This is a genomic window from Cellvibrio japonicus Ueda107 (genome assembly GCF_000019225.1).
GTDB classification, from domain to species: domain Bacteria; phylum Pseudomonadota; class Gammaproteobacteria; order Pseudomonadales; family Cellvibrionaceae; genus Cellvibrio; species Cellvibrio japonicus.
In genome coordinates, this window is sequence record NC_010995.1 from 3433863 (window position 1) to 3457378 (window position 23516).

Here is a 23516-nt window from a genome sequence, read left to right on the forward strand (position 1 = left end):
AGCCAGGCTTTCAAAAAATTATTTCAATTGGCGTTTGGCAAGTTCCGGGGCGAGCACACCCACATTGCCGGCGCCCTGGGTAATCACTATGTCGCCAGCGCGCACCAGATCCTTGATTACATCCGGTACACCATCTACCGTCTCCACAAAAACAGGTTCAATAACACCACGTGCACGGATACTGCGACACAAGTGGCGACTGTCTGCACCGGGGATCGGCTCTTCGCCAGCGCTGTAAACTTCGAGCATAACCAGTGCATCAACGGTGGAGAGCACTTCGACAAAATCTTCGTAAAGATCGCGTGTGCGCGTGAAACGATGTGGCTGGTAAACCATCACCAGGCGACGCTCCGGCCAACCATCGCGCACAGCTTTAATAACCGCAGCCACTTCGCGCGGATGATGACCGTAATCATCCACCAGCATGGTACTGCCATCACCCACCGGGAAATTGCCATACACCTGGAAGCGACGGCCAACCCCCTGGAAGTTAGCCAATCCAGCCTGGATAGCGGAATCGCTGATACCTTCGTCAGTCGCAACCGCAATAACTGCTGTGGCATTGAGCACGTTGTGAATACCGGGAATATTCAAACGGATGTGCAAGGGCTCAGGATTGCCAGGACGCAACACATCAAACTCAGAAGACATTTTATCCTGACGGATATTGGTTGCCCGGAAATCACAATGTTCGTTAAAACCATAGGTCAGGATTGGGCGCGCCACATCGGGAATAATGTCGCGAATCACCGGGTCTTCGCCGCAGACAACCGCCAAACCGTAAAAGGGCAGGTTGTGCAAAAATTCCACGAAGGTTTTTTTCAGCCTGGAAAAATCCCCGCCATAGGTTTCCATGTGGTCTGCATCGATATTGGTCACTATGGCAACCATCGGTTGTAAATGCAGAAACGACGCATCGCTCTCATCGGCTTCAGCCACCAGATAACGACTGCCACCCAATTGCGCATTGGTGCCGGTGCTATTGACCAAGCCACCAATAATAAAGGTAGGATCAAGATCAGCAGCGGCCAGGATAGATGCCAACAAACTGGTGGTGGTAGTTTTTCCATGGGTACCGGCGACGGCAATGCCATGGCGGTAACGCATCAGCTCGCCCAACATTTCTGCACGGCGCACTACCGGGATACGCAGCTCGCGCGCGCCCACTACTTCGGGGTTGGTATTGTTGACCGCACTGGAATTAACCACTACATCGGCGCCTTGTACATTGCTCGCATCATGTCCGATAAAGATACGGGCACCTTTTTGCACCAGCCGCTCAGTCACACTGGATGCCTTAATATCAGAGCCAGAAATTTCATAACCCTGGTTCAACAAGACTTCAGCAATACCACTCATACCGGCACCGCCGATGCCGATAAAATGAATGCGTCGAATACGGCGCATCTCAGGCACTTCATATGCACCAATGGATTTATCCATGGGCTACCTCCACACAAACATTGGCTACCGTCGCCGCCGCATTTGGATGCGCTAAATGTTGCGCGCGTTGCGCCATCGCCATAAGCGCAGGGCGATCGGCCAATGTGGTTGATAAAAGCGCAGCCAAATCCGCTGCGGTCAATGTTTGTTGCACCAATGCCACCCCGGCATTGGCACTGGCGAGGATATGGGCATTGCGGGTTTGGTGATCATCGATGGCTGTCGGCAGGGGAATCAATGCCGATGCCACACCGGCCGCCATTAATTCCGATACGGTTAATGCACCAGCGCGACAAATCACCAAATCAGCCCAGGCATAGGCAGCGGCCATGTCCTCAATAAACGGTTCAACCCGGGCATTCACTTGTTGCTGCAAGTAAAGCGCTGCCGTGGATTCGCCATGGGCCTTACCTGTTTGATGCCACACCTCAGGGCGCTGACCTTCATTCAGTTGAGCCAGGGCCATCGGTAATAATTCATTAATCGCTTTTGCTCCCAGGCTGCCACCAAGCACTAATAGATGCGGGTGCTCTTGTGCGCGCGCTTGATAGCGCTCTGCCACAGGCGGCAATTGATAAATAGAGGGACGCACCGGATTGCCTACCACTTTTACAACCCTGGTTGATGTGTTGTGGAATGCACCATCAAATGCCGCTAATACTCGTTGTGCAATACGCGCCAAGAGTCTGTTGGTGGTACCGGCAACGGCATTTTGTTCATGGATCACCAAGGGCTTGCCCAGTAACCGGGCTGCAACACCGCCAGGGCCAGATGCAAAACCACCGAATCCCAGCACCAGGTCTGCATTCATTTTGCGAATAATGCTAATGGCCTGGAAAACAGCCTTGGTAATCAGGAAGGGGGCTTTTAATAATCCTGTTAAACCGCGCCCGCGAACGCCCTCAACCGAAATCAGGTTGAGGGGAATATTGGCTTTAGGTACAAGCGTGTTTTCTATGCCTTTAGCCGTGCCCAGCCATTCAACAAGTGCACCGCGCGCGCGCAATTCTTCTGCAACGGCCAGCGCAGGAAACACATGCCCACCGGTGCCGCCAGCCATGACCAGGATACTCAGGGTTTTCATGCGCTGGCCTCCACTAAACGCCGACGCGGGGTTTTGGGCTCCGCGACTGGCTCAGGTACGGCAATGGATGATTCCCATTGGATGCGCATAATGAATGCCATCAATACACAGCAAATCAGTAAACTACTGCCGCCATAACTGATAAAGGGCAAGGTCAAGCCTTTTGTTGGCAGGAGGCCAGAGGACACGCCAACATTGATAAACACCTGGAAGCTAAACAAAATTCCGACACCGAATGCAGCCAATGCCGGGAACATGCGCCCTGCGGACAGGTTATTCCTGGCAATCTGTAAAATGCGCACAATCAAGGCGACAAACAGGCCAACAATGACAACTGCACCGAGCAGTCCGAATTCTTCCGCGATAATGGCAAAAATAAAATCAGTGTGGGCTTCGGGTAAGAAGAAGAGTTTTTGCAAACTGTTTCCCAAACCGAGCCCCACCCATTCACCGCGCCCAAAACCAATTAGCGATTGGGTTAGCTGGTAACCGGTATTAAATTGATCAGCCCATGGATCGAGGAAGGTAATTAAGCGCTGCATACGATAGGGGGACAAAATAGCCACTGCCCCCAAACCCGCCACACCAATCATAATCAACAACAGGAAGTGCCAAATGCGTACACCGGCAATAAACATCATGGCAAAGACAGTTGCGCTGAGTACCACGGAACTGCCAAAGTCCGGCTCCAGCAATAACAGCCCCACAAATACGCCCACCACCAATAATGGTTTTAAGAAACCTTGCCAACCAAAATGCAATTCCTGATAGCGACGCGCGAAAAAGCTGGCGAAGAAAACCACCGCACAGAATTTGGCAATTTCAGACACTTGTACCGAAATAATACCCAGGCTCAACCAACGCTGGCTGCCATTGACTCGCTTTCCGATACCGGGAATCAGTACCACTACCAATAAAAAGAGGGTGATTAACAGGAAGGGCCCGGCATAGGCCTGCCAGACACTGGTTGGGATACATACGACAAACAGGGCCAGCACCATCCCCATGACCATATACACCACATGGCGTTTGGCAAAAAACCAGGCATCGTCATAAGTGACGGCTGCAAATGATACGGATGCAGACGCAACCATCACCAAACCAATAGACATCAAGGCCAGCCACAAACACAGGAGTGTCCAGTCGATACGCAGGCTCAATGGCAATTGATGGTTTGGAATGGCGGATAGGCTCATAAAGTCACCCGCTCCTGTACGGCAACACAAAACTGTTCGCCGCGATCTTCGTAATTTTTAAACATATCAAAACTGGCACAGGCGGGAGATAACAACACGGCATCACCCGCCGTTGCCAGTGCAAGCGACAGGTTCACCGCATCTTTCAGGGTTTGCGCAACGTGCACAGGAACCTGCTCGCCAACCGCACTGGCAATCAGAGGGGCATCGCGCCCTATTAACACCAGTACACAGCGACTGGCAACCAGTGATGCCGTTAATTCAGTGAAGTCCTGCCCCTTGCCATCGCCGCCCGCAATCACAAACAGGCGTGAAGGTACGCGCGCCAAACCGTTAATAGCCGCCAGGGTCGCACCTATGTTGGTGCCCTTGGAGTCGTTGTAAAACTCCACACCATCAATACTGGCAACATACTCACAGCGATGACGCAAACCGCGAAATTCGCGCAAAGCACCCAGCATGGCCGCCATGGGAATACCCGCCGCATCGCCCAGGGCCAGGGCTGCCAGTGCGTTATCAATATTGTGGCGACCGCGGATTTTCAATTCGCGCGCAGGCAACAGGGGCGTGAGGTTTTTAGCCAGATACTCTTCACCATCCCGATCCAGCAATCCAAATGCACCGAAGTCGGCACGCCCACCGAAATAAACCGGCTTGGCGCCAACGGCCAGGGGAGGATGGGTGAGGATATCGTTGCGGTTTACAACAATATTTTCCGCCCCAAAATAAATACGTAACTTGGCCAGGATATAAGCGCGCATATCCGGATACCTGTCCAGGTGATCCGCACTGATATTCAAAATAGTGGCCACCTTGGCATTAAGTTTGTTGACCGTTTCCAGTTGGAAACTGGAAAGCTCCATCACATAAAGCTCAATATCATCGCGCAGCAGTTCCAGTGCCGGTGTACCGAGGTTACCGCCTACAGCAACCTGAATACCTGCCGCTTTTGCCATTTCTCCCACCAGGGTGGTCACGGTACTTTTGGCATTGGAACCGGTAATGGCAACCATTGGCGCCCTGGCATGGCGCACAAACAATTCGATATCACCAATAATGGGAATGCCAGCCTCGCGCGCCTGTACCAGGGCGGGTGTTGCAACGGCGACACCGGGGCTGACAATAATTTCGTGGCAGGCCAGCAAGGTTTCCGCATTTAACGCACCGCACTCGACACGCACACCGGGAAACTCTGCCTGGACAGCAGCAAGGTTGGGTGGATTATCGCGCGTATCCAGCAATACAAATGCCTGCTGCTGCTGCGCCAAAAAGCGCGCTACCGACAATCCGGTAATTCCGGTGCCGATAATCGCCTTGAGGTTACTGGTTGCAATCATTTGTGACACAGCAAAGGTTCCACGCAAAAAATTAACGGAATTTCAGGGTTGCCAGACCGATCAATACCAACACCAGGGTGATAATCCAGAAACGTACAATGACGCGCGGCTCAGGCCAGCCTTTTAATTCAAAGTGGTGATGGATAGGTGCCATGCGGAAAATACGCCGCCCGGTCAATTTGAATGACGCCACTTGCAAGATGACCGATACCGTCTCCAATACAAAAATGCCACCCATGATAAACAGCACAAACTCGTGGCGAACGATGACCGCCACCAGGCCCAATGCTGCACCCAGCGCGAGTGCACCCACATCACCCATAAAAACCTGGGCCGGATAAGTGTTAAACCAAAGGAAACCCAAACCGGCCCCCACCAGCGCACAGCAAAATACCGCCAACTCACCGGCACCGGGGATATAGGCAATGTGCAGGTATTGCGCGAATTGTGAATGCCCGGCCAGGTATGCAATCAATGCCAGGGCACCGGCAACCATCACACTGGGCATAATGGCAAGGCCGTCCAGGCCATCGGTGAGGTTAACCGCATTGCTGGTTCCCACAATCACAAAGTAGGTAAAGATGATGTAAAACAGCCCCATGTTCAGGGCGACATTTTTAAAGAAGGGAATAAACAATTGCGTTTCGGCAGGCGCCTGGGCAGTACAAAACAAAAATACGGCAGCGCCAAAACCGGCAATGGATTGCCAAAAATATTTCCAGCGCGCTGGCAGCCCCTTGGGGTCGCGCTTGGCAACCTTGCGATAATCATCCACCCAGCCGACAGCACCGAAAATAGCAGTGACAATCAACACCACCCAGACATAGCGGTTGCCGAAATCTGACCAGAGCAGTGTACTGATAAACATGGCCGATAAAATCAGGGCACCGCCCATGGTGGGGGTACCGGATTTGCTCAGGTGTGTTTGCGGGCCATCACTACGCACCGCCTGGCCAATGCGCATTTCGGTCAATCGGCGGATCACCCAGGGACCGAGCAATAACGAAATACCCAAGGCGGTGAGTACACTCAAAATAGCGCGCACGGTGAGGTACTGAAACACTGCGAAGCCGCGCATGTATTCTTGTAAGTATTCTGCTAGCCAGTACAGCATCAGTGTGTCTCTCCGGAAGTTTCACAAAGTTCACGCACGACCAGATCCATTTTCGAACTGCGCGAGCCTTTCACCAGGACGGTGGTACCGGACGTTAATAAAGGAATTAACGCGGCCAGCAGTTGATTGCGCTCGGTGAAATGTTGGGCACCTTCACCAAAATGGCTGCTGGTATTGGCAGTCAGCACCCCCAGGGTAAAGAGTCGGTTGATATGTTTTTGTTTGGCGTAATCACCCAGGGCGGCGTGCTGCTCTGTGGCAGTTTCGCCCAGCTCGGCCAGGTCGCCGAGTACAAGGATGGAGTCCTCTGCTTGTGCCAATACATCAATGGCTGCACGCACAGAGCCGGGATTGGCGTTGTAGCTGTCATCAATGATCAGGGCATTGTGGATACCGCGCTGGCGACTCATGCGTCCGGCCACCGGTGCGAAACGGGCAAGGCCGCGCTGGATTTGCTCCATGCTGGCGCCCAGTGCATACGCGCAAGCCGCCGCCATTAACGCATTGCGTACAGAGTGTTCACCCTGTGCATTGAGAATAATGCGCAAGCGCTGGCGATGGATTAGCAAATCAAAGGCGAGGTGCTCACTGGCATACTCGATAGCCTCTGCCCGGCAATTTGCATCGGGATTTGCCAGCGATACCGTTAATGTTTTTTTACCCGCCAGTTGTTGTATCCATTGGGGAGCAAACGCATCATCGATATTGACGACGGCAATACCCCCCGTTACCAAGCCGCCATAGATTTCGCTTTTGGCGTTGGCAACACCGGCAATGGAGCCAAAGCCTTCTATATGGGCAGGCATCACATTGTTAATCATCGCCACCTGGGGCTTGGCCAGCGAACAGGCATAGGCAATTTCGCTGGGACCGCTGGCCCCCATTTCGATCACAGCGAATTGGTGGCGCTCTTCCAACTCAAGGAGTGTTAGCGGGACACCGATGTGATTATTGAGGTTGCCGCGCGTCGCCAGGGTTTCACCACATTCGCCCAAGATACTGGCGACCAGGGTTTTCACCGTGGTTTTACCACTGCTGCCGGTAATGGCGACCAGGGGACCGGTAAATAAACTGCGATTCAGTGCCGCCACCTGGCCCAGTGCCAGGGTGCTATCGGCGACAACCAACTGCGGAAGCTGAATAGCGGGATTAAATTTTTCCACAACCATAGCGCAGGGCTGCCTGGCTTCGGCTTGTGCAAGAAAATCATGGGCGTCAAAGCGCTCACCGCGCAGGGCGATAAATAAATCACCGGCATCCAACGTGCGTGTATCCGTGCTGACGCGAGTAAACATCGCATCGCCACCTTTTAATTGCGGCTTCAGGGCATTGGGTAGTTTCTGGCTGAGCATGAAGTAAGCCAGGCTGCTGAGTGCAATGGGGCGCATCATGGCTGGCCTCCGGCGTACACCTGATCGCGCTTGGCGATACGGCGCTGCAACGCGAGGCGCGCTTGCTGGCTATCGCTGAACGGCAGTGTTTGATCAGCGAAAATTTGGTAGTCCTCGTGTCCTTTACCTGCGATCAATACCAGGTCACCCGGCTTGGCCTGTTGCACCGCAAAATCGATAGCCTGGGCGCGATCGGCCAGGACCAGGCAACCATTGGGATTATTCAAGCCACGCACTATGTCGGCAGCGATACGCGCCGGGTCTTCCGAGCGTGGATTATCATTCGTCACAATCACATAGTCGCTCAGTTTTTCGGCAATACGCCCCATCAGCGGACGCTTGGTTTTATCGCGATCACCGCCACAGCCAAACACTGTCCAGATGCGATCAGCCTGGTGCTCACGAATGGCCTTGAGTGTGTTTTCCAACGCATCCGGGGTGTGGGCATAGTCCACCAGTACCTGGATCTCCTGCACATCGGCATCCACCACAACCGGTTGCATACGCCCCGGTGCCGCCACCAGGTGCGGAACCAGCGCGAGGACTTGTTCAAGGGGAGCGCCCTGGATACAAGCGGCAGAGACAACCGCTACCAGATTGCTGAGATTGAACAATCCGAGCAGCGGCGAGTGGAATTCGGCCTCCCCCCAGGGACTGACCAACCAGGCACTGGCACCGCTGGCGTGCAGGTGGATATCGCGCAGGTAAACATCCGCCGGCTCCTGCAGGGAGAAACCAATAGCACTAACCCCGGCCGGGGTTTTAGCTGCCAGGGCCTTAACCCAGGCATCATCCATATTGAACAGGGCATGCTTGAGGCCCGGCATAAACAGTAATTCGGCCTTGGCCTTGCCATAACTTGCCAGATCGCCGTGATAATCAAGGTGATCCTGGGTCAGGTTAGTGAAGATGGCGGTGTCGAATGCCAAACCGGCAACACGTTTTTGTTGCAGGCTGTGGGAAGACACTTCGATAGCCGCCGAGCTGGCACCGCCCGTGCGCAACTGCCGCAGGATGCGCTGCAGTGCAACAGGGTCCGGAGTCGTCAGCCCGGTGGTTGTCAGCAGGCTAATTTGCTGGGCAATAGGTGTCAGGGAATGCTTGTCTACCAATCCATAGCCCAGGGTGCCAATAACGGCAGAGCAACCCTGCCCGCTCACACCCGCCAGCAGTTGGGCTAACAACAGGCTGCAGGTTGTTTTGCCGTTGGTTCCGGTAATGCCCACCAGGCGCAACTCGCGGCTGGGATGTGCGTAATAGCGCCCCGCCAACTCACTCAAGCGGGCGGTCAATTGTTCCAGTGCGATCACCGGGACTTCACCAATCCAGTGAACCCCCTGCCATTCTTTATCAGCTTCGACAAAAACGGCAGCAGCGCCCTGCTCTACCGCGTTGGCGATAAATTGACGGCCATCGGCCCGGGTTCCCACCAGGGCGATAAAGATATCGCCCTGCTTTACCTGGCGACTGTCAAGGCACAGGCTGCCCGGCACCAGGCTGGCGGCTTTACCCAGCGCCAGTTCCGGCAACCATTGGCCCAATGTCAGTGAGGGTCTGTTCATCAGGTTGCCGACCCCGCTTTGTTCGCAGCTGGCACTGGCTTGGCCGGGGCTGTATCACCCGCCGCTTTGCGCGATGCCAGCGCGGATTCCGACTCTTTGGCGTTATCCGGTGCGACCTTGAGCATACGCAGGGCATCTTCAGCCACTTTCGAGAATGCGGGGGCGGCAACATAGCCACCGTTACCGAAGACACCGGTACCGGCCGGCTCATCAATGACCACCATCGCCACAATGCGCGGATCATCTGCGGGGGCCATACCGATAAACGAACCAATTTGTTTTTGGGCAGCGTAGGAGCCGCCAATGGCTTTAAAGGCCGTACCCGTCTTGCCCGCCACCGAGTAGGAAATCGCCTGGGCGCGACGCCCCGTACCCTCCGCCGTCACCACACGTTTCAACATGTCCTGTACTTGCTGGGTGTAATCTTCAGCCACCACCCGCTCACCGACCGGGGGGGTATCGACACGCAACAGGGAGACAGGGCGCTTGATACCGCCGCTGGCAATCACTGCATAGGCCTGAACGGCCTGGAGCGCCGTGATATTGAGCGCATAGCCATAGGACATGTTGGCGCGCTCGATACGCTGGCTGGCCTTAAACAGCGGCAGGCTACCCACGGCTTCACCGGGAAAACCGGTACCTATCGGCTGGCCAATCCCCAGGCGCGCAAACATACCGCGCAGGGTGCCGGGCTCCAGGGCAAAGGCAATTTTGGTCATGGCGATATTGCTGGATTTGGCAATTGCCATGGCCATATCCAGGGCGCCGTAGTTCTGGTGATCCTTGATCGCCTTGGTGCCGACCATCATGTAGCCGGGGCTGGTATCGATCACATCGCTGGCTTTGAATTTACCGGTCTCCAAAGCCGCCAGTACCACCCAGGGTTTAACGGTGGAGCCAGGCTCATAGAGGTCGGTAATTGCCCGGTTGCGGATCCCCTCCCCCCAGTTGCGGCTGCGGTCATTGGGGTTGTAGGACGGCAGGTTGGACATAGCAAGTACTTCGCCGGTGAGTACATCCAGGATCACAATTGACCCCGCCTTGGCACCGGCAGCCTCCAGCGCTTTGCGCAACTCGCGATGGGCCAGGTATTGCAAGCGCAGGTCGATACTCAACGCCAGGTTTTGGCCGGAGCGTGCCGCCTTCACTAAACGCAACTCCTTAACCGTGCGCCCACGCAGGTCTTTGAGCACTTCCTTGGCACCGTTTTCACCGGTAAGCCAGGCGTCGTAAGCCAGCTCCATTCCCTCCTGGCCGCGATCGTCCACATCGGTACGGCCAACCAGGTGGGCCGCAACATCGGCGGCGGGGTAATAGCGATGGTATTCCACCTGTTCATAAACACCGGGGATATCCAGTGCCAGTACAGTTTGGGCCGCCTGGGGTGCCAAACCGCGCTTGAGGTACATGAATTCTTTTTTGCTGTAGCGCTCAAGGCGGGCTTTGAGGTCGGCGGGATTCTGCTCCAGAGCCTTGGCCAGCTCAGGAATACGATCCACTGCTGCCGCCAGTACCTTGGGGTTTGCCCACAGGGTAGATACCGGGGTGCTGACCGCCAGGGGCTCGCCATTGCGATCGGTAATCACACCGCGATAGGCGGGGATTACCTCGGTACGCAGGGTGCGCGACTCACCCTGGTCTTGCAGGAATTGATAGCCGCGGTCGGCATTGGGCAACACTTGCAGGCTGGCCACATGGGCAATCAGGGCAACTACCATGGCAGCCATGGCCATACCCACGGCATAAAAACGCCAGCGCGCTACCCGCAAGGGCTTGTTTTTAACCGGGGCCGCCGGGCGGGCAGAGCGGGGCTCAAAGGCGGAGGGTTTCATCAGTTAACCTCCCCTCTTACCATGACGATGTCGTCCGGTGTGGGAGCCGTCATATTCAGCTCGGAGACGGCCGCATGCTCAACACGGCTATAGGCAGCCCAGGTGCTTTGTTCCAACAGGTATTGGCCCCACTGCACCTGCAGTTGCGAGGCTTCGCGGCGCAGGGTTTCCAGTTCGTTAATATCGCGCCTTACCACCTGGGTTGACGCAACCACAGCCAGGGCAGACGCAATCGCGGCGACCCAAAGCAGCGCAATCAACAGCAATTGTCCAGCTGTCAGGGGGCGCTTATGTAGTGGTTGAAAACGGTTCATGAAAACCCTGGCGTCACTAATATGGTTGATTTTGTATAACGGGCGAAAACTCAGGATTTACTGGCTTACAACTTCTCGGCGACACGCATGACCGCACTGCGCGAACGCACATTGGCTTCCACTTCCTGATCACTGGCCTTCATGGCCTTACCGAGCGAACGCATGGTCTTGTTTAACTGCGCCTCGCGCAGGGGTAACCCCTTGGGTACAGGATCACCCTGTTCCTGCTGGCGGATGAAGCGTTTGACCAATCGATCCTCCAGCGAGTGGAAACTGATCACCACCAGCCGGCCACCGGGGGCCAGGACATCAACCGCCTGGGCCAACACAGCTTCCAGGTCTTCCAGCTCCCGGTTAACCTGGATGCGGATCGCCTGGAAGGCGCGGGTTGCCGGGTGCTTGCCTTTTTCCCAGGCCGGATTGGCCGCTTTTATCACTTCTGCCAGGTGGCCGGTGCGCACAAAGGGGCGCTTTTGCCGCTCGGCAATAATGGCCCGCGCCATACGCTTGGCGAAACGCTCTTCACCGTACTCCCTAAGTACCCAGGCGATCTCATCCTCACTGGCGGTGTTGACCCATTCCGCTGCACTGGGGCCGCGCGTCTGGTCCATACGCATATCTAGCGGCCCATCCTGCATAAAGCTGAAACCGCGCTCGGCCTCATCCAACTGCGGAGAGGACACCCCCAAATCCAGCAAAATACCTTGTACCCTGCCCACCAGGCCGCGTTCGGCAGCGAGGTTTTTCAAGCTGGCAAAGGAATCGTGGGCGATGGCGAAGCGCGCATCGGTCGCGAACTTCTCCCTGGCAGTTGCAATGGCCGCCAGATCTTTATCGATTGCCAACAACCGGCCTTCAGAGGCCAGGTGCTGCAGAATCAGGGCACTGTGCCCTCCGCGCCCGAAGGTTCCATCGATATAGGTACCCTCGGGGTTGCTAACCAGGGCTTCAACCGCCTCACCCAGGAGCACGGTCACATGCGGCAATTGGTTCACCGGCAACCCCTAGAGCGACAGTGAGAGCATTTCGCCGGGGATCTCATCCTCAGCGGGGGCATTGAGTAGAGCCAGCCAGCTTTCCTCGCTCCAGAGCTCCAACTTTTTACCCTGGCCAACCAACATGATTTTTTTATCCAGGTTGGCGTAATCGCGCAGGGTTGGCGGCACCAGCACACGGCCATTGCCATCGATCTCCAATGGCGTGGCATAACCGATCAGGATGCGCTTTACGCGCTGGGACACCTTGTTGAAACTGGGGAGGGCTTCGATCTGGGGCAACAATGCCAACCATTCGTGTTCGGGGTAAACGAGCAAGCAGCGGTCTTCAGTATGGGCAGTCACCACCAAACGGCCGCCACAAGACTCCACCAACGCGTCACGAATACGTGTTGGTATCGCCATGCGACCCTTGGGGTCCATGCTGATGGAATGACTACCTGTATACACTTTTCACCACTTGGAGGGCTTATTTTCCACAAAAAACCACATTTACCCACTTTTCTCCACGCTGCTCACTATAAATCGGGGCAGGGCAAAGTCAAGCGAGTCGCACGCAAAAAAGGAGCGAAATCACGAGAAAAATCAGGAATCTAGCGGGGAAAAGTCAGGAAAATATCAATTTGGCGCGGCTCAAAAAACAACATATCCAAATAAAACAATGCAATAGCAACAAAACTTAAGGTAATACATTAAGTTTGAAACTATTTAGCGTTTAATTTGGGGAATTATTAGAAACTTTGGATCTATGAGGGTTGACCATACCTGGCCATAAACGCAGAACCCTGCCCTTTTAAGGCAAGCGAAGAAGTGGGGCAGGCTACCCCAGGCAAGTGTTACTGGCAAGACGGGCTCGCAAAATTTACGCAATCTTCGTGCATCAATTGCCGATTAATGCTTGTTGTAGCGACGGCGCATTTCACTGATACCCGTCTTGACCCAGGCCAATAAGTCATCGGCAAACAGGGGTTTGGAAAAATAGTACCCTTGCACCAGATCCACACCCAACTCCTGCAGCACCAGGAAGTCCTCCTCGGTCTCCACCCCTTCTGCCACTGTCGTCAGGTTGAGGTTTTTGGCCAGGGTAACGGTGCTGGCCAGGATGGTGTATTGCTGTGGGCGCGAGGCGACACGATGCACCAGCGACCGATCGATTTTGAGTTCGGTCGCCGGGACACGCGACAACTGCTGGGCATTCGCAAAACCTGTACCGTAATCATCAATGGCGATATGAAAGCCCTTAAGGCGCAAACGCGCCAGGGTGCGGATAGCACTGGCCAGCTCTCCCAAAAGTGCATTTTCGGTGATTTCAAACGTAACGTCGGCAGGGGCTACCCCAAAGTCCTGGGTCATTTTGAGCAGCCAATCCACCATATCTGCATCTGCCAGGGACAAGGGCGATAGGTTAAAGGCCAGATGAAAGCGCAAGCCATACTGCTGCCAGCGGCGTTTGTGTTCAAAGGCTTTCTGGAGCAGGTAGCGCGTCAAGGCATCAATCAGCCCATGCCGCTCTGCCAGGGGAATAAAAATACCGGGGGAAATGATTCCCTTGGTTGGGTGCTTCCAACGCGCCAGCGCTTCGACCCCGCGCAACAACAACCCCTGCACCGTCAGCTTGGGCTGGAAGGCCAGGGTAATTTCATGGTTGGTAATCGCATGGCTCAACTCAACCGCCGTGACCTCCTGTTCGGCAGCAACCTGCAAGTTGCGATTCTCCGGCTTGTTATCCTGGATAAAACGCAACAGGCTGCATTCAAGCACATCCGGCAAGAGCGGCTTTTGGAAGGTTCCCAGCACATGCAGGCCATCGGCCTCCGCCATGGTGCCCACGCTGGCGATCAGGATGGGATCCTTGGCACTCAGGATAATCACACTGCTGGCATATTTCTTCTGGGCGATGGAGCGGATCAGTTCTACGCCATCCATCACCGGCATTTCCAGGTCGACCATAACGATGTCCACCGGATGTTCCTGCAACACGCTCAAGGCATCTACGCCGTTAGCCGCGTCATGCAATTGGGTAACGCCCAGGCTTTGGCACAGGTCGCGCGCATATTCACGCTGGGTCGTACTGTCGTCCGTAATCAGCAGACTCAATTCATTGATGGTTGATTTCATGCTTTACCCTCAATCACAGCGGGAATCTGCGCAAGCGGCATCACTTCCTTGGCAGCCCCCAATTGAATTGCCTCTTTGGGCATACCAAATACCACACAGGATGCTTCATCCTGGGCAATCGTACGACTCCCGGCCTGGCGCATCTCCAACAGCCCGCGCGCACCGTCATCCCCCATACCGGTCATGATAATACCCATGGCATTGCGCCCGGCAGAGCGCGCCGCCGAGCGGAACAAAACATCCACAGACGGACAATGGCGGTTAACACTGGGGCCGCGAAAGACCCTCGCCACATATTGCGCGCCCGAGCGTTGCACTTCCAGGTGATGCCCCCCTGGTGCTATCAGCACTCGACCGGGAATCAGCCTGTCTCCGGTTTCGGCCTCTTTGACGTCGACATCGCACAAGCTATCCAGGCGTTTGGCAAAGGCGGCGGTGAACTTCTCCGGCATGTGCTGCACAACCGCAATACCCGGACAGGTGCGGGAAATCCTGCTGAGAATCTGTTCCAGCGCCTGGGTACCCCCGGTGGATGTGCCCATTACAACAATAGAATCCGTCGTCATCGCCATGCTCACCAGATCAGTATTTTGCGGTGCCCGGGACTTGGGAAGCTCCTGGCGGGCATGGCGGTGCACATGGGCAGATGCCGCAGCGCGCACGGTTTGCCATAACAAATGCTTGGCCTCCATCAAAAAATCCTTCACCCCCAATTGCGGCTTGGTCACTATATCCACCGCGCCGGCAGCCAGGGCTTGCAGCGATAATTCAGCGCCCTTCTCTGCCAGGGAGGAGCAAATAACCACCGGGGTAGGTCGTTCACCCATCAGTTGACGCAGGAAGGTCAAGCCATCCATACGCGGCATTTCAATGTCGAGCACAATCACATCAGGCCATTTTTTTTGCATGTGGTGGCGCGCAAAAATCGGGTCCGACGCCGCCGCATACACATGGATATCCGGCGCTTCATTAAGCACCACCGCCAATACCTGGCGCACGACGGCCGAATCATCAATTACCAATACATCTATGGTCATTTCGCTACTACCGGATCAGGTATTCATATCATAACGTTTCAGCTGGATCTCACCCGTGGCTAACACCAGTATCACCGAGCGGGAGACCCGCCCCCCCACATCGGATTGAAACAGTTGGACTTTTTCACGCGCCAGCCACTGGCGTGCGTACAAAATATTTTCATAGCCAACCGAACGCGGAGAGACAAACGAAAACATGTTTCCCCCGCCAAAAATACCAATGCGGTATTCGTCCAATGGCGCACACGCCAACATGGATTTTTTCATTTGCTCCAGCGCATTCAAGGCATAGCGGCAGTCACCCTGCTTACTACTCACATGACCGGGCGGCAGCGGTAGCAAGTAATGGCACATACCGCCAATCTTGTAATGGGGATGCCAGCTGCTCAGGGCGACACAGGAACCCAACACGGTATGCAGCCGCTCATAGTTATTGCCAAAGTACCACTCTCCCGGGTGCAGGCTATGAAGCGGTTTTAAACCACCCAGCAGTTGCATAGGTCACCTTCAGCGGGCACTTAATCGGTAAATGGCCGGCCTTATGGGTGCAAAGTAAGGCGTCAGACCGTGCAGGCTTTCCGAATGCCCTACAAACAGTAGACCATCCGGCGCCAGGCATTTGGCAATGCGCTCGAGAATTTTCACTTTATTGTCGTTCTCAAAATAAATCAGCACGTTGCGCAAAAAGATCAAATCGAATTTTCCCATGTCGGGAAAATCCTCATGCAGGTTGAGCGTAAAAAAATCTACCGCCTGGCGCAGTTCCTGATTCACCCGGATATTGCCCGCTTGCGGCCCGATACCCTTGCGGCAAAAGCGATGCAGGTAATTCTGGGGGATATAGCGAATACGCAATTCCGGGTATATCCCCAGGCGCGCTTTTTCAATCACCTTGGCATTCACGTCCGAGCTGAGCAGTTCCCAGGAAACCGGACAGCGATCAGCAAGAACCATCGCAATACTATAGGGCTCTTCTCCGGTTGAGGCGGCGGCACTCCATACCCGAAACAAACGCTGCCCCTTGCTTTTCAAGCCGGGCAGTATGTCATCGCGCAGAAAATCAAAATGCTTTTGCTCACGAAAAAAATAGGTTTCATTGGTGGTGATCAGCTCCAGGGCCGTATTTAATTCCATACCGCCCTGGGGACTTTGGATGTAGCGATAATATTCGGCGAAATCCTTGACCTCACAGGCCTGTAGACGTTTCCACAGGCGATTGCTTAACAGTGCTTTCTTCTGGTCTGGCAAAAAAATTCCCAACCGTGCATGAATCAACTGCTGAAACAAGCGAAACTCTTTATCGCTGGGCAAGGGTACCGATGCAGCATCCACACTCATAACAACACTCGCTTTAGACCATATCCATCACCCAACACCACAAACACCCCGGATACCTAATCAAAACGCACAAAATTATGATCATCATCGACCAGCGTTGCTTTTACTTTAGGTATGGCACTGGCATTAAGCAGGGATTGTTGTACAGGTTTGGCAGATCCCACCTGGAGTTCACGGGTTTTATATTTTACGTTTTCCAACTTGAAATAGGTCATGGACTCCTGCAGGCGGACGGCTTGTGCACTCATTTCCTCCGCCGTAGAACTCAACTCTTCGGATGCGGCCGCATTTTGCTGCAAGGTTTGGCTGACCTGGCCAATCGCAGTGTTGATCTGCCCTACCCCGGCATTCTGCTCCTGGGATGCCGCGGCGATCTCCTGCACCAGGTCTGCCGTTTTGCGAATTGCGGGAACCATATTGTTCAACATGCTACCCGCGTTTTCCGCCGCCCTGACTGTTCTCGTTGCCAGGGTGCCAATTTCCTGGGCGGCAACCTGGCTGCGCTCCGCCAGTTTGCGCACCTCCGATGCCACCACCGCAAAACCGCGGCCATGTTCACCGGCACGCCCCGCTTCAATGGCGGCATTTAATGCCAATAGATTCGTCTGATAGGCAATATCATCGATCACCGTAATGCGCTGAGCAATTTTCTGCATGACTTCGATGGTACCCAGTACCGCCTCTCCACCAGTTGCAGCATCGTTGGCCGCCGTTTGCGCAATGCCATCGGTGATTTTGGCGTTCTCGCTGTTTTGGGCAATAGAGGCCGACATCTCCTCCATAGAGGCAGAGGTTTCTTCCACACTGGCAGCCTGTACCGAAGCACCTTTAGCCAATGATTGCGCCGTCGCATTGACCTCTTCCGATGCAGAAGACAACGCATCCGCTGAACTGCGCACCTCGGCGATAATACCCGCCAGTTGCCGACACATATTGGCGACACTGGCCAGGAGTGAATGGCTATCACCAGGTTTGAGTTGAATATCGAGGTTCAGGTAGCCATCTGCCACCTGGGAAACAATGTCGGAAGTATATGCAGGCTCACCGCCCAGGGTAGAAAAGAGGTTGCGAAAAATAACCAGCATCACCGCAATAATAATCACAGATGCAGCGGCACTGATCATAATCAACAGGGTTAGTGTACTGTGATAAACCGCTTGGGTTTTTTGCTCGGTATCTTTCAGGTATTGGGTAAATCCTGCCAGTGTTTCTGTCGCCAGCGCTTCCATTTGGCGGGCAGCTTCGCGATCCATCCCCGATACCAGGCGATCCACTTTTTTACCTGCTTCAGGATCACTGACCTCAAAGTTCTTCAGCGCATTCCGGTAGTTATCACCCAGCGCACGATGTTCTTTTTGCAACGATAAATAAGCCTCAACAGCTTCACCACCCTGCTCACGCAATTTAACGGCACGGTTTATGTGTTCACTGACCTCAGACTCTTCATTGAGAAACCCCTTGGAATAGCGCTCATACAACTCCGGGTTATTGCCGCGAATCAGGATATTTTTCCATTCCTGTACCTGGGTTTTAAAATGCGTGGATGCCTGCTGGACATTGACAAGAATGTCCGCACGTCGCTGGATATTGACGGAACTATCGGAAACAATCTGGTGATATTGGGATAACTGGTGATAAGCAGACATTCCCAACACAGCCAAACCCAACACAATAAGCGTGCTGAGCAATAATATTTTGAACCTGAGGGTAAGATTGGTCAGCATAGGTCACCTCTTGTCTATCCTTAAGCAGTGATAAGGGTTAATGGTTTATTCAAGTTGAGCCTCAACCAAATGTGCCAACTCGCGAATAGACAAGGTGCTATTCGCATCGAGCAACACAACAAACGCATCTCCCTGCTTGGCTATGCCCTGGATAAAATCGGCGCGGATGTTGGCACCAAATGAAGGCGCATCCTCAATATTATCGGCCTCAATTTCGATAACCTCGCTCACGGCATCAGCCAATAGGCCAAGCACATGGTTTTGGTCGTTATTGTGCATTTCCACTACGATGATGCAGGTGCGACGCTGCACCTGGATCGGCTTGCGCCCCAAACGTACCGCCAGATCAATAACAGGCACCACTTCGCCGCGCAGGTTGATAACACCGCGTAAAAAACTGGGCATCAAGGGCACCTCTGTAATACCGCTGTACTCAATAATTTCCCGTGTCTGGGACAGCTCCAAGCCATAGTGCTCATGGCCAATGCGAAAAGTCAGGAATTGTTTTTTCAGTTTTGAAACCGCTATTTTGGGGGCAGTGGACTGGCTCATTTGTTAATCTCCTGCAGGCTACCGCCAGCGATGTTATTGCGCACTTGTTCCTTTGCAATGGCAAAGTGAATTAATTGCTGGATATCCAGAATCAAGGCGACGGCACCTGTGCCCAACAGGCTGGAGCCGCCAATACCCTTAAGCGCCTGGAAAATGGGCCCCATGGGTTTAACCACCGTTTGTATTTCCCCGTGCAACTCATCGACCACCAAACCGGCACGTTTATCGCCAAACTGCACCACAACAATTTTCTCGCGCTCCACCTCGGCGGTGGGCAGGTTGAAAATATCGCGCAGGCGTATGTAAGGCACCTGGTCTCCACGCAAATTGACACAGTGTTGCCCCTGGATATGGTTGAGTGATTTCAGATCCACGCATTCGAGGATGGTGTTCTGCGGCACAATGAAATCCACTGCACTGGCAGCCACATGGAAACCATCGATAATGGCCAGGGTTAGCGGCAGGCGGATCGTAAACTGTGTCCCCGCGCCCAGTTCGCTATCGATGTCGATACCGCCCTGCAAGGCTTCGATATTGCGCCTGACCACGTCCATGCCCACCCCGCGCCCGGATAGGTTGGTCACCTGCTCTGCCGTCGAAAAGCCGGGATGGAAAATCAGTTGGAATAATTCCTGTTGGCTGAGTTGCATGCTGTCGTCAATCAAACCATTGGCAAACGCTTTTTTGCGAATGCGCTCTACATCCAGGCCGCCGCCGTCATCGCTGATACCGATGACAATATTGCCGGCATCATGGCGCGCCGTAAGCTTGAGTGTTCCTGCCGCCGGCTTGTTGCGCTCGCGCCTTACATGAACTGACTCAATGCCATGATCCATGGCATTGCGCACGATATGCATCAGGGGGTCATTGAGCTTTTCAACCATGGAGCGATCCAGTTCAGTGTCTGCCCCCTCAATCACCAGGTCAATTTCCTTGCCCAGGGATCTGGCTGTATCGCGCACCACACGCTTGAATTTATGGAAGGTTTCACCAATCGGCACCATGCGCAGCGTCAGTGCCGCATCGCGAATCTGCTCGGTGAAACTGCCCATGGTCGTCACCGCTTCACTTAACACTGGATTCGCCAGGCTGGATACCAGCAGATCAATGCGCTGGCGATTGATAACTAATTCGCCAATCAAATTGATGAGTTTGTCCAGCCGATCTGCATCCACACGGATAAAACGATTTTCCGGACTGTTCTTGCGCTCGTTGATAGTTTTTTGTTTATCGACAGCCGCATCGACAATTTCCGCAGCGACTACCTGGTTGTCCACCAGGATGGTACCGATTCTGGGAACCGGTTTTTGTTCAATAGCCTGTTGTTTTTGGGCCGCCAGCGCGTCCTCCAGTTCCCGATAGGTAATCGCGTGGCTTTTTACCAGTATCTCACCCAACCGATGGATATTTTCCGGCAGGGATTTGATCAGGTTGATATAGGCTTGCACATTACTGCGCGGCGGAATGATTTTGATATCTGAATCATCGCGCACAAACATAAAGGCATCTTCGATTTCCTGCTGGCTGGCCTGCGACAGCAAACTGATTTCAAATCCGAGATACAGATCTTCGGGATCATACTGCTCAAGTGGTGGCAAGTTGTCGGCAAGGGTAGCGATATGGGTTACCTGCCCGAGAGTATTGAGGAAACGAATAATCGAGAGCGGGTCCATGCCATTGCGCAACAGATCGCGTCCCAGTCGCACAGAGATATGCCAGGCCTCTTTTTCCGATAAAGCCCCCGCCGCTGCAGGCGTGTATTGCGAATGCGCTGCCACAGGAGCGCTCGTTGGGCTGCTCTGCGCTGAAGATGAACTGCCCAGCCAGGGAGCCAGCGATGCCAATAGCTGTTGTCCTTGGGCCAGGCACTGCTCGTCATTGGTTTGGTTGTGCCGGGCATGATCCACCAGGAGGACAATATGATCGCGGCAGGGCAACAAAATGCTGAGCAGATCGGTACTCAGGGTAATTTTTCCATCGCGCGCGTGATCCAGCAGGTTTTCCACGGTATGGGTAAAGCGCACTATGTCATCCAGCCCAAAGAGGCCCGCCGACCCTTTAATGGTGTGCACAGCGCGAAATAATTCATTGAGTGTTTCGCGATCTTCCACATCCTCGTCCAGACGCAACAAAGCCGCTTCCATAACATCCAGCAGGTCTGCGGCTTCTGCGAAAAATGTTTGCAGGGCACTGTCGAGATTCATAGGCATAGCCCCTTATTGAGCCCTGGCAAAATGGCTGTGGATATCGAGAGTGGAAAAGACGGCATCAACCAGCTCATTGGTTTTGGCAAGCACAACCTCTTTGGCGACGGCGCTAAAAAACTGGCGAATAAACAACAGGAGTTGTACACCGGCCGTATCCAACTCGCTGACGGATTGCAAATCCAGTGCGACCTTGGCAGAAGAGACTTCGGGCTCGGCAAAGAGTGCATCCTTAAGCTGGGAAACGGTATAAATGGTAAGTTCACCGTCGAACACCAGGGTGGTTGTATCCTTGCTCTTTTTGCGAGAGACGGTCATGGCGTGGGCCTCACTGGATTAGCATGGAAACGGCTTGCAGCATTTGCTCGGGACGGAAGGGTTTGACAATCCAGGCTTTGGCGCCGGCCGCCTGGCCTTCACGTTTTTTATCATCGGCACCTTCCGTCGTCAGCATGATGACGGGGGTAAATTTGTAATTGGGTTTTTGCTTCATTTCCTTCACAAAGGTAATACCATCCATATTGGGCATGTTCACGTCCGAAATCACCAGATTGATTTTTTGCCCATCCAGTTTACTCAGCGCATCGCGCCCATCCGATGCCTCCACAACGGTATAACCGGCACCGCGCAAGGCCATGCCCACTACCTGGCGAATACTTGCAGAATCATCAACCACTAAAATCACTTTGGACATGAGTCCCCCTAACCAATAAAAAGACAATTCACACTAAAAACAGCGATGGATACTGAGCGGTGTATCCTGTTTTAAAAGAAGGTAATTTCAGATTTTTCCGGCGCCCGCGTATGGTTTGCACCATGGTGCACATCGACTTGCTCAAGCGTGGTGTAGGTGCGGCGTATTTCAGACAACCACTGCTGGATATCCAACGGCTGAATCCTGCTGCCCTGACGCAGGTGGGACTCATGTTCCTCAATTACCGCCACCAGCTTATTCATATCATGGGTGACATGCCCCAAGATCTGGCTGACACGATCCTGGAATTGCAGGTTAACCAGCACCTCTTCCACACTGTGCTGCACCCCGGTACTTTCCTGCTCCAGCACATGGGCAGATTGCAGAATATGTTCACTGGAGTGCTGGAACTGCTCGATAACCTGGGAGATAGATGACTCCGAGGCACTGAGCCGCGAACTATCTTCCTCCGCATAAGCGGTTGTGCGATCCAGGGTGGTTTGCAAGGTGGAGTTCACCTGTTCAATGCGTTTACCAATGCGTGAGCCGGTTTCACCGGAGCGGGTGGACAGTGTGCGCACCTCATCGGCAACCACCGCAAAACCGCGGCCATATTCACCGGCACGTGCCGCCTCAATCGCCGCATTTAACGCTAACAAATTCGTCTGCGATGCAATGCCCGCCACCTCGGCACTCATTCCACTTAATTCCACTGTGATCTTGGACAAGCCGGAAATCTCACCCAGCAAGTCATCGCGCTGTTCGATCGCATGGCGCAGGGTCTCGGTGATCTTACCCAATTCCCGGCTGGCAAATTGGATAACACCGCCAAGGCCGGTATCCCCTTTCATGCTGCCCGCTGTTGCACTGGAGCTGGCCACAGCCGCTTGCAAACGGCTGTGGATATCGGAAAAACGATTTACCAATTGGGCGACACTGGATTCCAATTGATGGCGAGCCAAGTCTGTTTGCCTTTGCCAAAGCGGCAAGAGTTCGCGGATAAGATGCTGGTAGTTTTCCACCAAAATTTTATGTTGTTCAGCCTGTTGCACCTGTAAACCCAATGCGGCCAGTTCCAGGTCTGTATCGCGTTTGCTGTTGCGCAGCGCCAGCCACTGCGTTCCCAACCAGGCACACAAACCCAGGATGACAACAGCCCACACCAGCTTTACCAAGGTGCTGGTCGCCGTAAAAAACACCAGCACCAATGCCACTACACCGAGCAGCACCAACCCCGCCAATGGCAAGAGCGATGGTTGCCCGACCGGATTTGACGAAGCGGCCGCTGCCTGACCGTAATGATTTCCGGTATTCATAAATAACACTCAATTGCAAAGTAGAAAGACAGTTAACCGGCCAGCACGAGCCCCCGGTTATCCGGGAACCTGAGACCTGAATCAGCAAGGAGGCAGAACCTGGAGGCAATCCCAGCCTGCCGAAGCATCGTCGTGGTTGGTGGGGCATGACGTCACTAAGGTATAGACGCGGTTTAAATTGATGTCAAAAGAGGAGGATTGAGTGTTTTTACTTATAAACCCATGGCCGGTTACACCCTCAAAAACCATCGGTGTGAGATCGCGG

21 protein-coding genes are annotated in these 23516 nt (G+C 54.1%); all 21 read right to left on the minus strand.

From position 1 onward, the window contains the following. Positions 1–18: 18 nt before the first annotated feature. On the minus strand, positions 19–1443 hold the full coding sequence (gene murC, locus CJA_RS14075; RefSeq protein WP_012488512.1) for a UDP-N-acetylmuramate--L-alanine ligase: 1425 nt from the start codon (positions 1441–1443) through the stop codon (positions 19–21). Continuing rightward, positions 1436–2527 (minus strand): undecaprenyldiphospho-muramoylpentapeptide beta-N-acetylglucosaminyltransferase, encoded by a 1092-nt coding sequence (murG, locus tag CJA_RS14080; RefSeq protein ID WP_012488513.1) that lies wholly within the window; start codon positions 2525–2527, stop codon positions 1436–1438. Before murG ends, murC begins: the two co-directional genes overlap by 8 nt. After that, positions 2524–3723 carry a putative lipid II flippase FtsW gene (gene ftsW / locus CJA_RS14085; protein WP_012488514.1) on the minus strand — a complete coding sequence of 400 codons (1200 nt, stop codon included), beginning with the start codon at positions 3721–3723 and terminating at the stop codon, positions 2524–2526. The genes murG and ftsW overlap by 4 nt, the downstream gene beginning before the upstream one ends. Further along, a complete protein-coding gene (gene murD, locus CJA_RS14090; RefSeq protein WP_041551557.1) occupies positions 3720–5060 on the minus strand; it encodes a UDP-N-acetylmuramoyl-L-alanine--D-glutamate ligase in 1341 nt (446 codons plus the stop codon). The genes ftsW and murD overlap by 4 nt, the downstream gene beginning before the upstream one ends. A 31-nt stretch (positions 5061–5091) precedes the next feature. Beyond that, positions 5092–6174 carry a phospho-N-acetylmuramoyl-pentapeptide-transferase gene (gene mraY / locus CJA_RS14095; protein WP_012488516.1) on the minus strand — a complete coding sequence of 361 codons (1083 nt, stop codon included), beginning with the start codon at positions 6172–6174 and terminating at the stop codon, positions 5092–5094. Beyond that, the gene (locus CJA_RS14100) at positions 6174–7565 is read right to left on the minus strand and encodes a UDP-N-acetylmuramoyl-tripeptide--D-alanyl-D-alanine ligase (protein WP_012488517.1); all 1392 of its coding nucleotides are present in this window, start codon (positions 7563–7565) and stop codon (positions 6174–6176) included. Before CJA_RS14100 ends, mraY begins: the two co-directional genes overlap by 1 nt. Next, positions 7562–9127, minus strand: coding sequence for a UDP-N-acetylmuramoyl-L-alanyl-D-glutamate--2,6-diaminopimelate ligase (locus CJA_RS14105; protein WP_012488518.1), 1566 nt, complete (start codon positions 9125–9127; stop codon positions 7562–7564). Before CJA_RS14105 ends, CJA_RS14100 begins: the two co-directional genes overlap by 4 nt. After that, complete coding sequence (locus tag CJA_RS14110; RefSeq protein WP_012488519.1) at positions 9127–10959, minus strand: peptidoglycan D,D-transpeptidase FtsI family protein; 1833 nt, start codon at positions 10957–10959, stop codon at positions 9127–9129. The genes CJA_RS14105 and CJA_RS14110 overlap by 1 nt, the downstream gene beginning before the upstream one ends. Continuing rightward, positions 10959–11273 carry a cell division protein FtsL gene (ftsL, locus tag CJA_RS14115; RefSeq protein WP_012488520.1) on the minus strand — a complete coding sequence of 105 codons (315 nt, stop codon included), beginning with the start codon at positions 11271–11273 and terminating at the stop codon, positions 10959–10961. The genes CJA_RS14110 and ftsL overlap by 1 nt, the downstream gene beginning before the upstream one ends. 65 nt (positions 11274–11338) lie before the next feature. Next, positions 11339–12268, minus strand: a complete 930-nt coding sequence (gene rsmH, locus CJA_RS14120) for a 16S rRNA (cytosine(1402)-N(4))-methyltransferase RsmH (RefSeq protein ID WP_012488521.1) — start codon at positions 12266–12268, stop codon at positions 11339–11341. 9 nt (positions 12269–12277) lie between these two features. Next, entirely contained in the window at positions 12278–12718 is a 441-nt protein-coding gene (gene mraZ, locus CJA_RS14125; protein WP_012488522.1) for a division/cell wall cluster transcriptional repressor MraZ, read from the minus strand. Between the two features lie 441 nt (positions 12719–13159). Beyond that, a complete protein-coding gene (locus CJA_RS14130) occupies positions 13160–14386 on the minus strand; it encodes an EAL domain-containing response regulator (RefSeq protein WP_012488523.1) in 1227 nt (408 codons plus the stop codon). Then, the gene (locus CJA_RS14135; RefSeq protein ID WP_012488524.1) at positions 14383–15423 is read right to left on the minus strand and encodes a protein-glutamate methylesterase/protein-glutamine glutaminase; all 1041 of its coding nucleotides are present in this window, start codon (positions 15421–15423) and stop codon (positions 14383–14385) included. The genes CJA_RS14130 and CJA_RS14135 overlap by 4 nt, the downstream gene beginning before the upstream one ends. Positions 15424–15438: 15 nt before the next feature. Further along, the gene (locus CJA_RS14140) at positions 15439–15921 is read right to left on the minus strand and encodes a chemotaxis protein CheD (protein WP_012488525.1); all 483 of its coding nucleotides are present in this window, start codon (positions 15919–15921) and stop codon (positions 15439–15441) included. 9 nt (positions 15922–15930) lie between these two features. After that, entirely contained in the window at positions 15931–16761 is an 831-nt protein-coding gene (locus CJA_RS14145) for a CheR family methyltransferase (protein ID WP_012488526.1), read from the minus strand. A 56-nt stretch (positions 16762–16817) separates the two neighbouring features. Then, complete coding sequence (locus tag CJA_RS14150) at positions 16818–18485, minus strand: methyl-accepting chemotaxis protein (protein ID WP_012488527.1); 1668 nt, start codon at positions 18483–18485, stop codon at positions 16818–16820. 45 nt (positions 18486–18530) lie between these two features. Next, on the minus strand, positions 18531–19037 hold the full coding sequence (locus CJA_RS14155) for a chemotaxis protein CheW (protein WP_012488528.1): 507 nt from the start codon (positions 19035–19037) through the stop codon (positions 18531–18533). After that, on the minus strand, positions 19034–21241 hold the full coding sequence (locus tag CJA_RS14160; protein WP_012488529.1) for a chemotaxis protein CheA: 2208 nt from the start codon (positions 21239–21241) through the stop codon (positions 19034–19036). The genes CJA_RS14155 and CJA_RS14160 overlap by 4 nt, the downstream gene beginning before the upstream one ends. A 12-nt stretch (positions 21242–21253) precedes the next feature. Next, positions 21254–21559, minus strand: coding sequence for an STAS domain-containing protein (locus tag CJA_RS14165; protein ID WP_012488530.1), 306 nt, complete (start codon positions 21557–21559; stop codon positions 21254–21256). Positions 21560–21569: 10 nt separating this feature from the next. Further along, the gene (locus CJA_RS14170) at positions 21570–21935 is read right to left on the minus strand and encodes a response regulator (RefSeq protein ID WP_012488531.1); all 366 of its coding nucleotides are present in this window, start codon (positions 21933–21935) and stop codon (positions 21570–21572) included. Positions 21936–22006: 71 nt separating this feature from the next. Then, positions 22007–23251 carry a methyl-accepting chemotaxis protein gene (locus CJA_RS14175; RefSeq protein ID WP_049765470.1) on the minus strand — a complete coding sequence of 415 codons (1245 nt, stop codon included), beginning with the start codon at positions 23249–23251 and terminating at the stop codon, positions 22007–22009. Between the last annotated feature and the right edge of the window lie 265 nt (positions 23252–23516).

Bases quoted from the DNA above. Each gene is read 5' to 3' on its own strand.
- murC (WP_012488512.1), bottom strand. From the start codon at position 1,443: ATGGATAAATCCATTGGTGCATATGAAGTGCCTGAGATGCGCCGTATT.
- murG (WP_012488513.1), bottom strand. From the start codon at position 2,527: ATGAAAACCCTGAGTATCCTGGTCATGGCTGGCGGCACCGGTGGGCAT.
- ftsW (WP_012488514.1), bottom strand. From the start codon at position 3,723: ATGAGCCTATCCGCCATTCCAAACCATCAATTGCCATTGAGCCTGCGT.
- murD (WP_041551557.1), bottom strand. From the start codon at position 5,060: ATGATTGCAACCAGTAACCTCAAGGCGATTATCGGCACCGGAATTACC.
- mraY (WP_012488516.1), bottom strand. From the start codon at position 6,174: ATGCTGTACTGGCTAGCAGAATACTTACAAGAATACATGCGCGGCTTC.
- CJA_RS14100 (WP_012488517.1), bottom strand. From the start codon at position 7,565: ATGATGCGCCCCATTGCACTCAGCAGCCTGGCTTACTTCATGCTCAGC.
- CJA_RS14105 (WP_012488518.1), bottom strand. From the start codon at position 9,127: ATGAACAGACCCTCACTGACATTGGGCCAATGGTTGCCGGAACTGGCG.
- CJA_RS14110 (WP_012488519.1), bottom strand. From the start codon at position 10,959: ATGAAACCCTCCGCCTTTGAGCCCCGCTCTGCCCGCCCGGCGGCCCCG.
- ftsL (WP_012488520.1), bottom strand. From the start codon at position 11,273: ATGAACCGTTTTCAACCACTACATAAGCGCCCCCTGACAGCTGGACAA.
- CJA_RS14130 (WP_012488523.1), bottom strand. From the start codon at position 14,386: ATGAAATCAACCATCAATGAATTGAGTCTGCTGATTACGGACGACAGT.
- CJA_RS14135 (WP_012488524.1), bottom strand. From the start codon at position 15,423: ATGACCATAGATGTATTGGTAATTGATGATTCGGCCGTCGTGCGCCAG.
- CJA_RS14140 (WP_012488525.1), bottom strand. From the start codon at position 15,921: ATGCAACTGCTGGGTGGTTTAAAACCGCTTCATAGCCTGCACCCGGGA.
- CJA_RS14145 (WP_012488526.1), bottom strand. From the start codon at position 16,761: ATGAGTGTGGATGCTGCATCGGTACCCTTGCCCAGCGATAAAGAGTTT.
- CJA_RS14150 (WP_012488527.1), bottom strand. From the start codon at position 18,485: ATGCTGACCAATCTTACCCTCAGGTTCAAAATATTATTGCTCAGCACG.
- CJA_RS14155 (WP_012488528.1), bottom strand. From the start codon at position 19,037: ATGAGCCAGTCCACTGCCCCCAAAATAGCGGTTTCAAAACTGAAAAAA.
- CJA_RS14160 (WP_012488529.1), bottom strand. From the start codon at position 21,241: ATGAATCTCGACAGTGCCCTGCAAACATTTTTCGCAGAAGCCGCAGAC.
- CJA_RS14165 (WP_012488530.1), bottom strand. From the start codon at position 21,559: ATGACCGTCTCTCGCAAAAAGAGCAAGGATACAACCACCCTGGTGTTC.
- CJA_RS14170 (WP_012488531.1), bottom strand. From the start codon at position 21,935: ATGTCCAAAGTGATTTTAGTGGTTGATGATTCTGCAAGTATTCGCCAG.
- CJA_RS14175 (WP_049765470.1), bottom strand. From the start codon at position 23,251: ATGAATACCGGAAATCATTACGGTCAGGCAGCGGCCGCTTCGTCAAAT.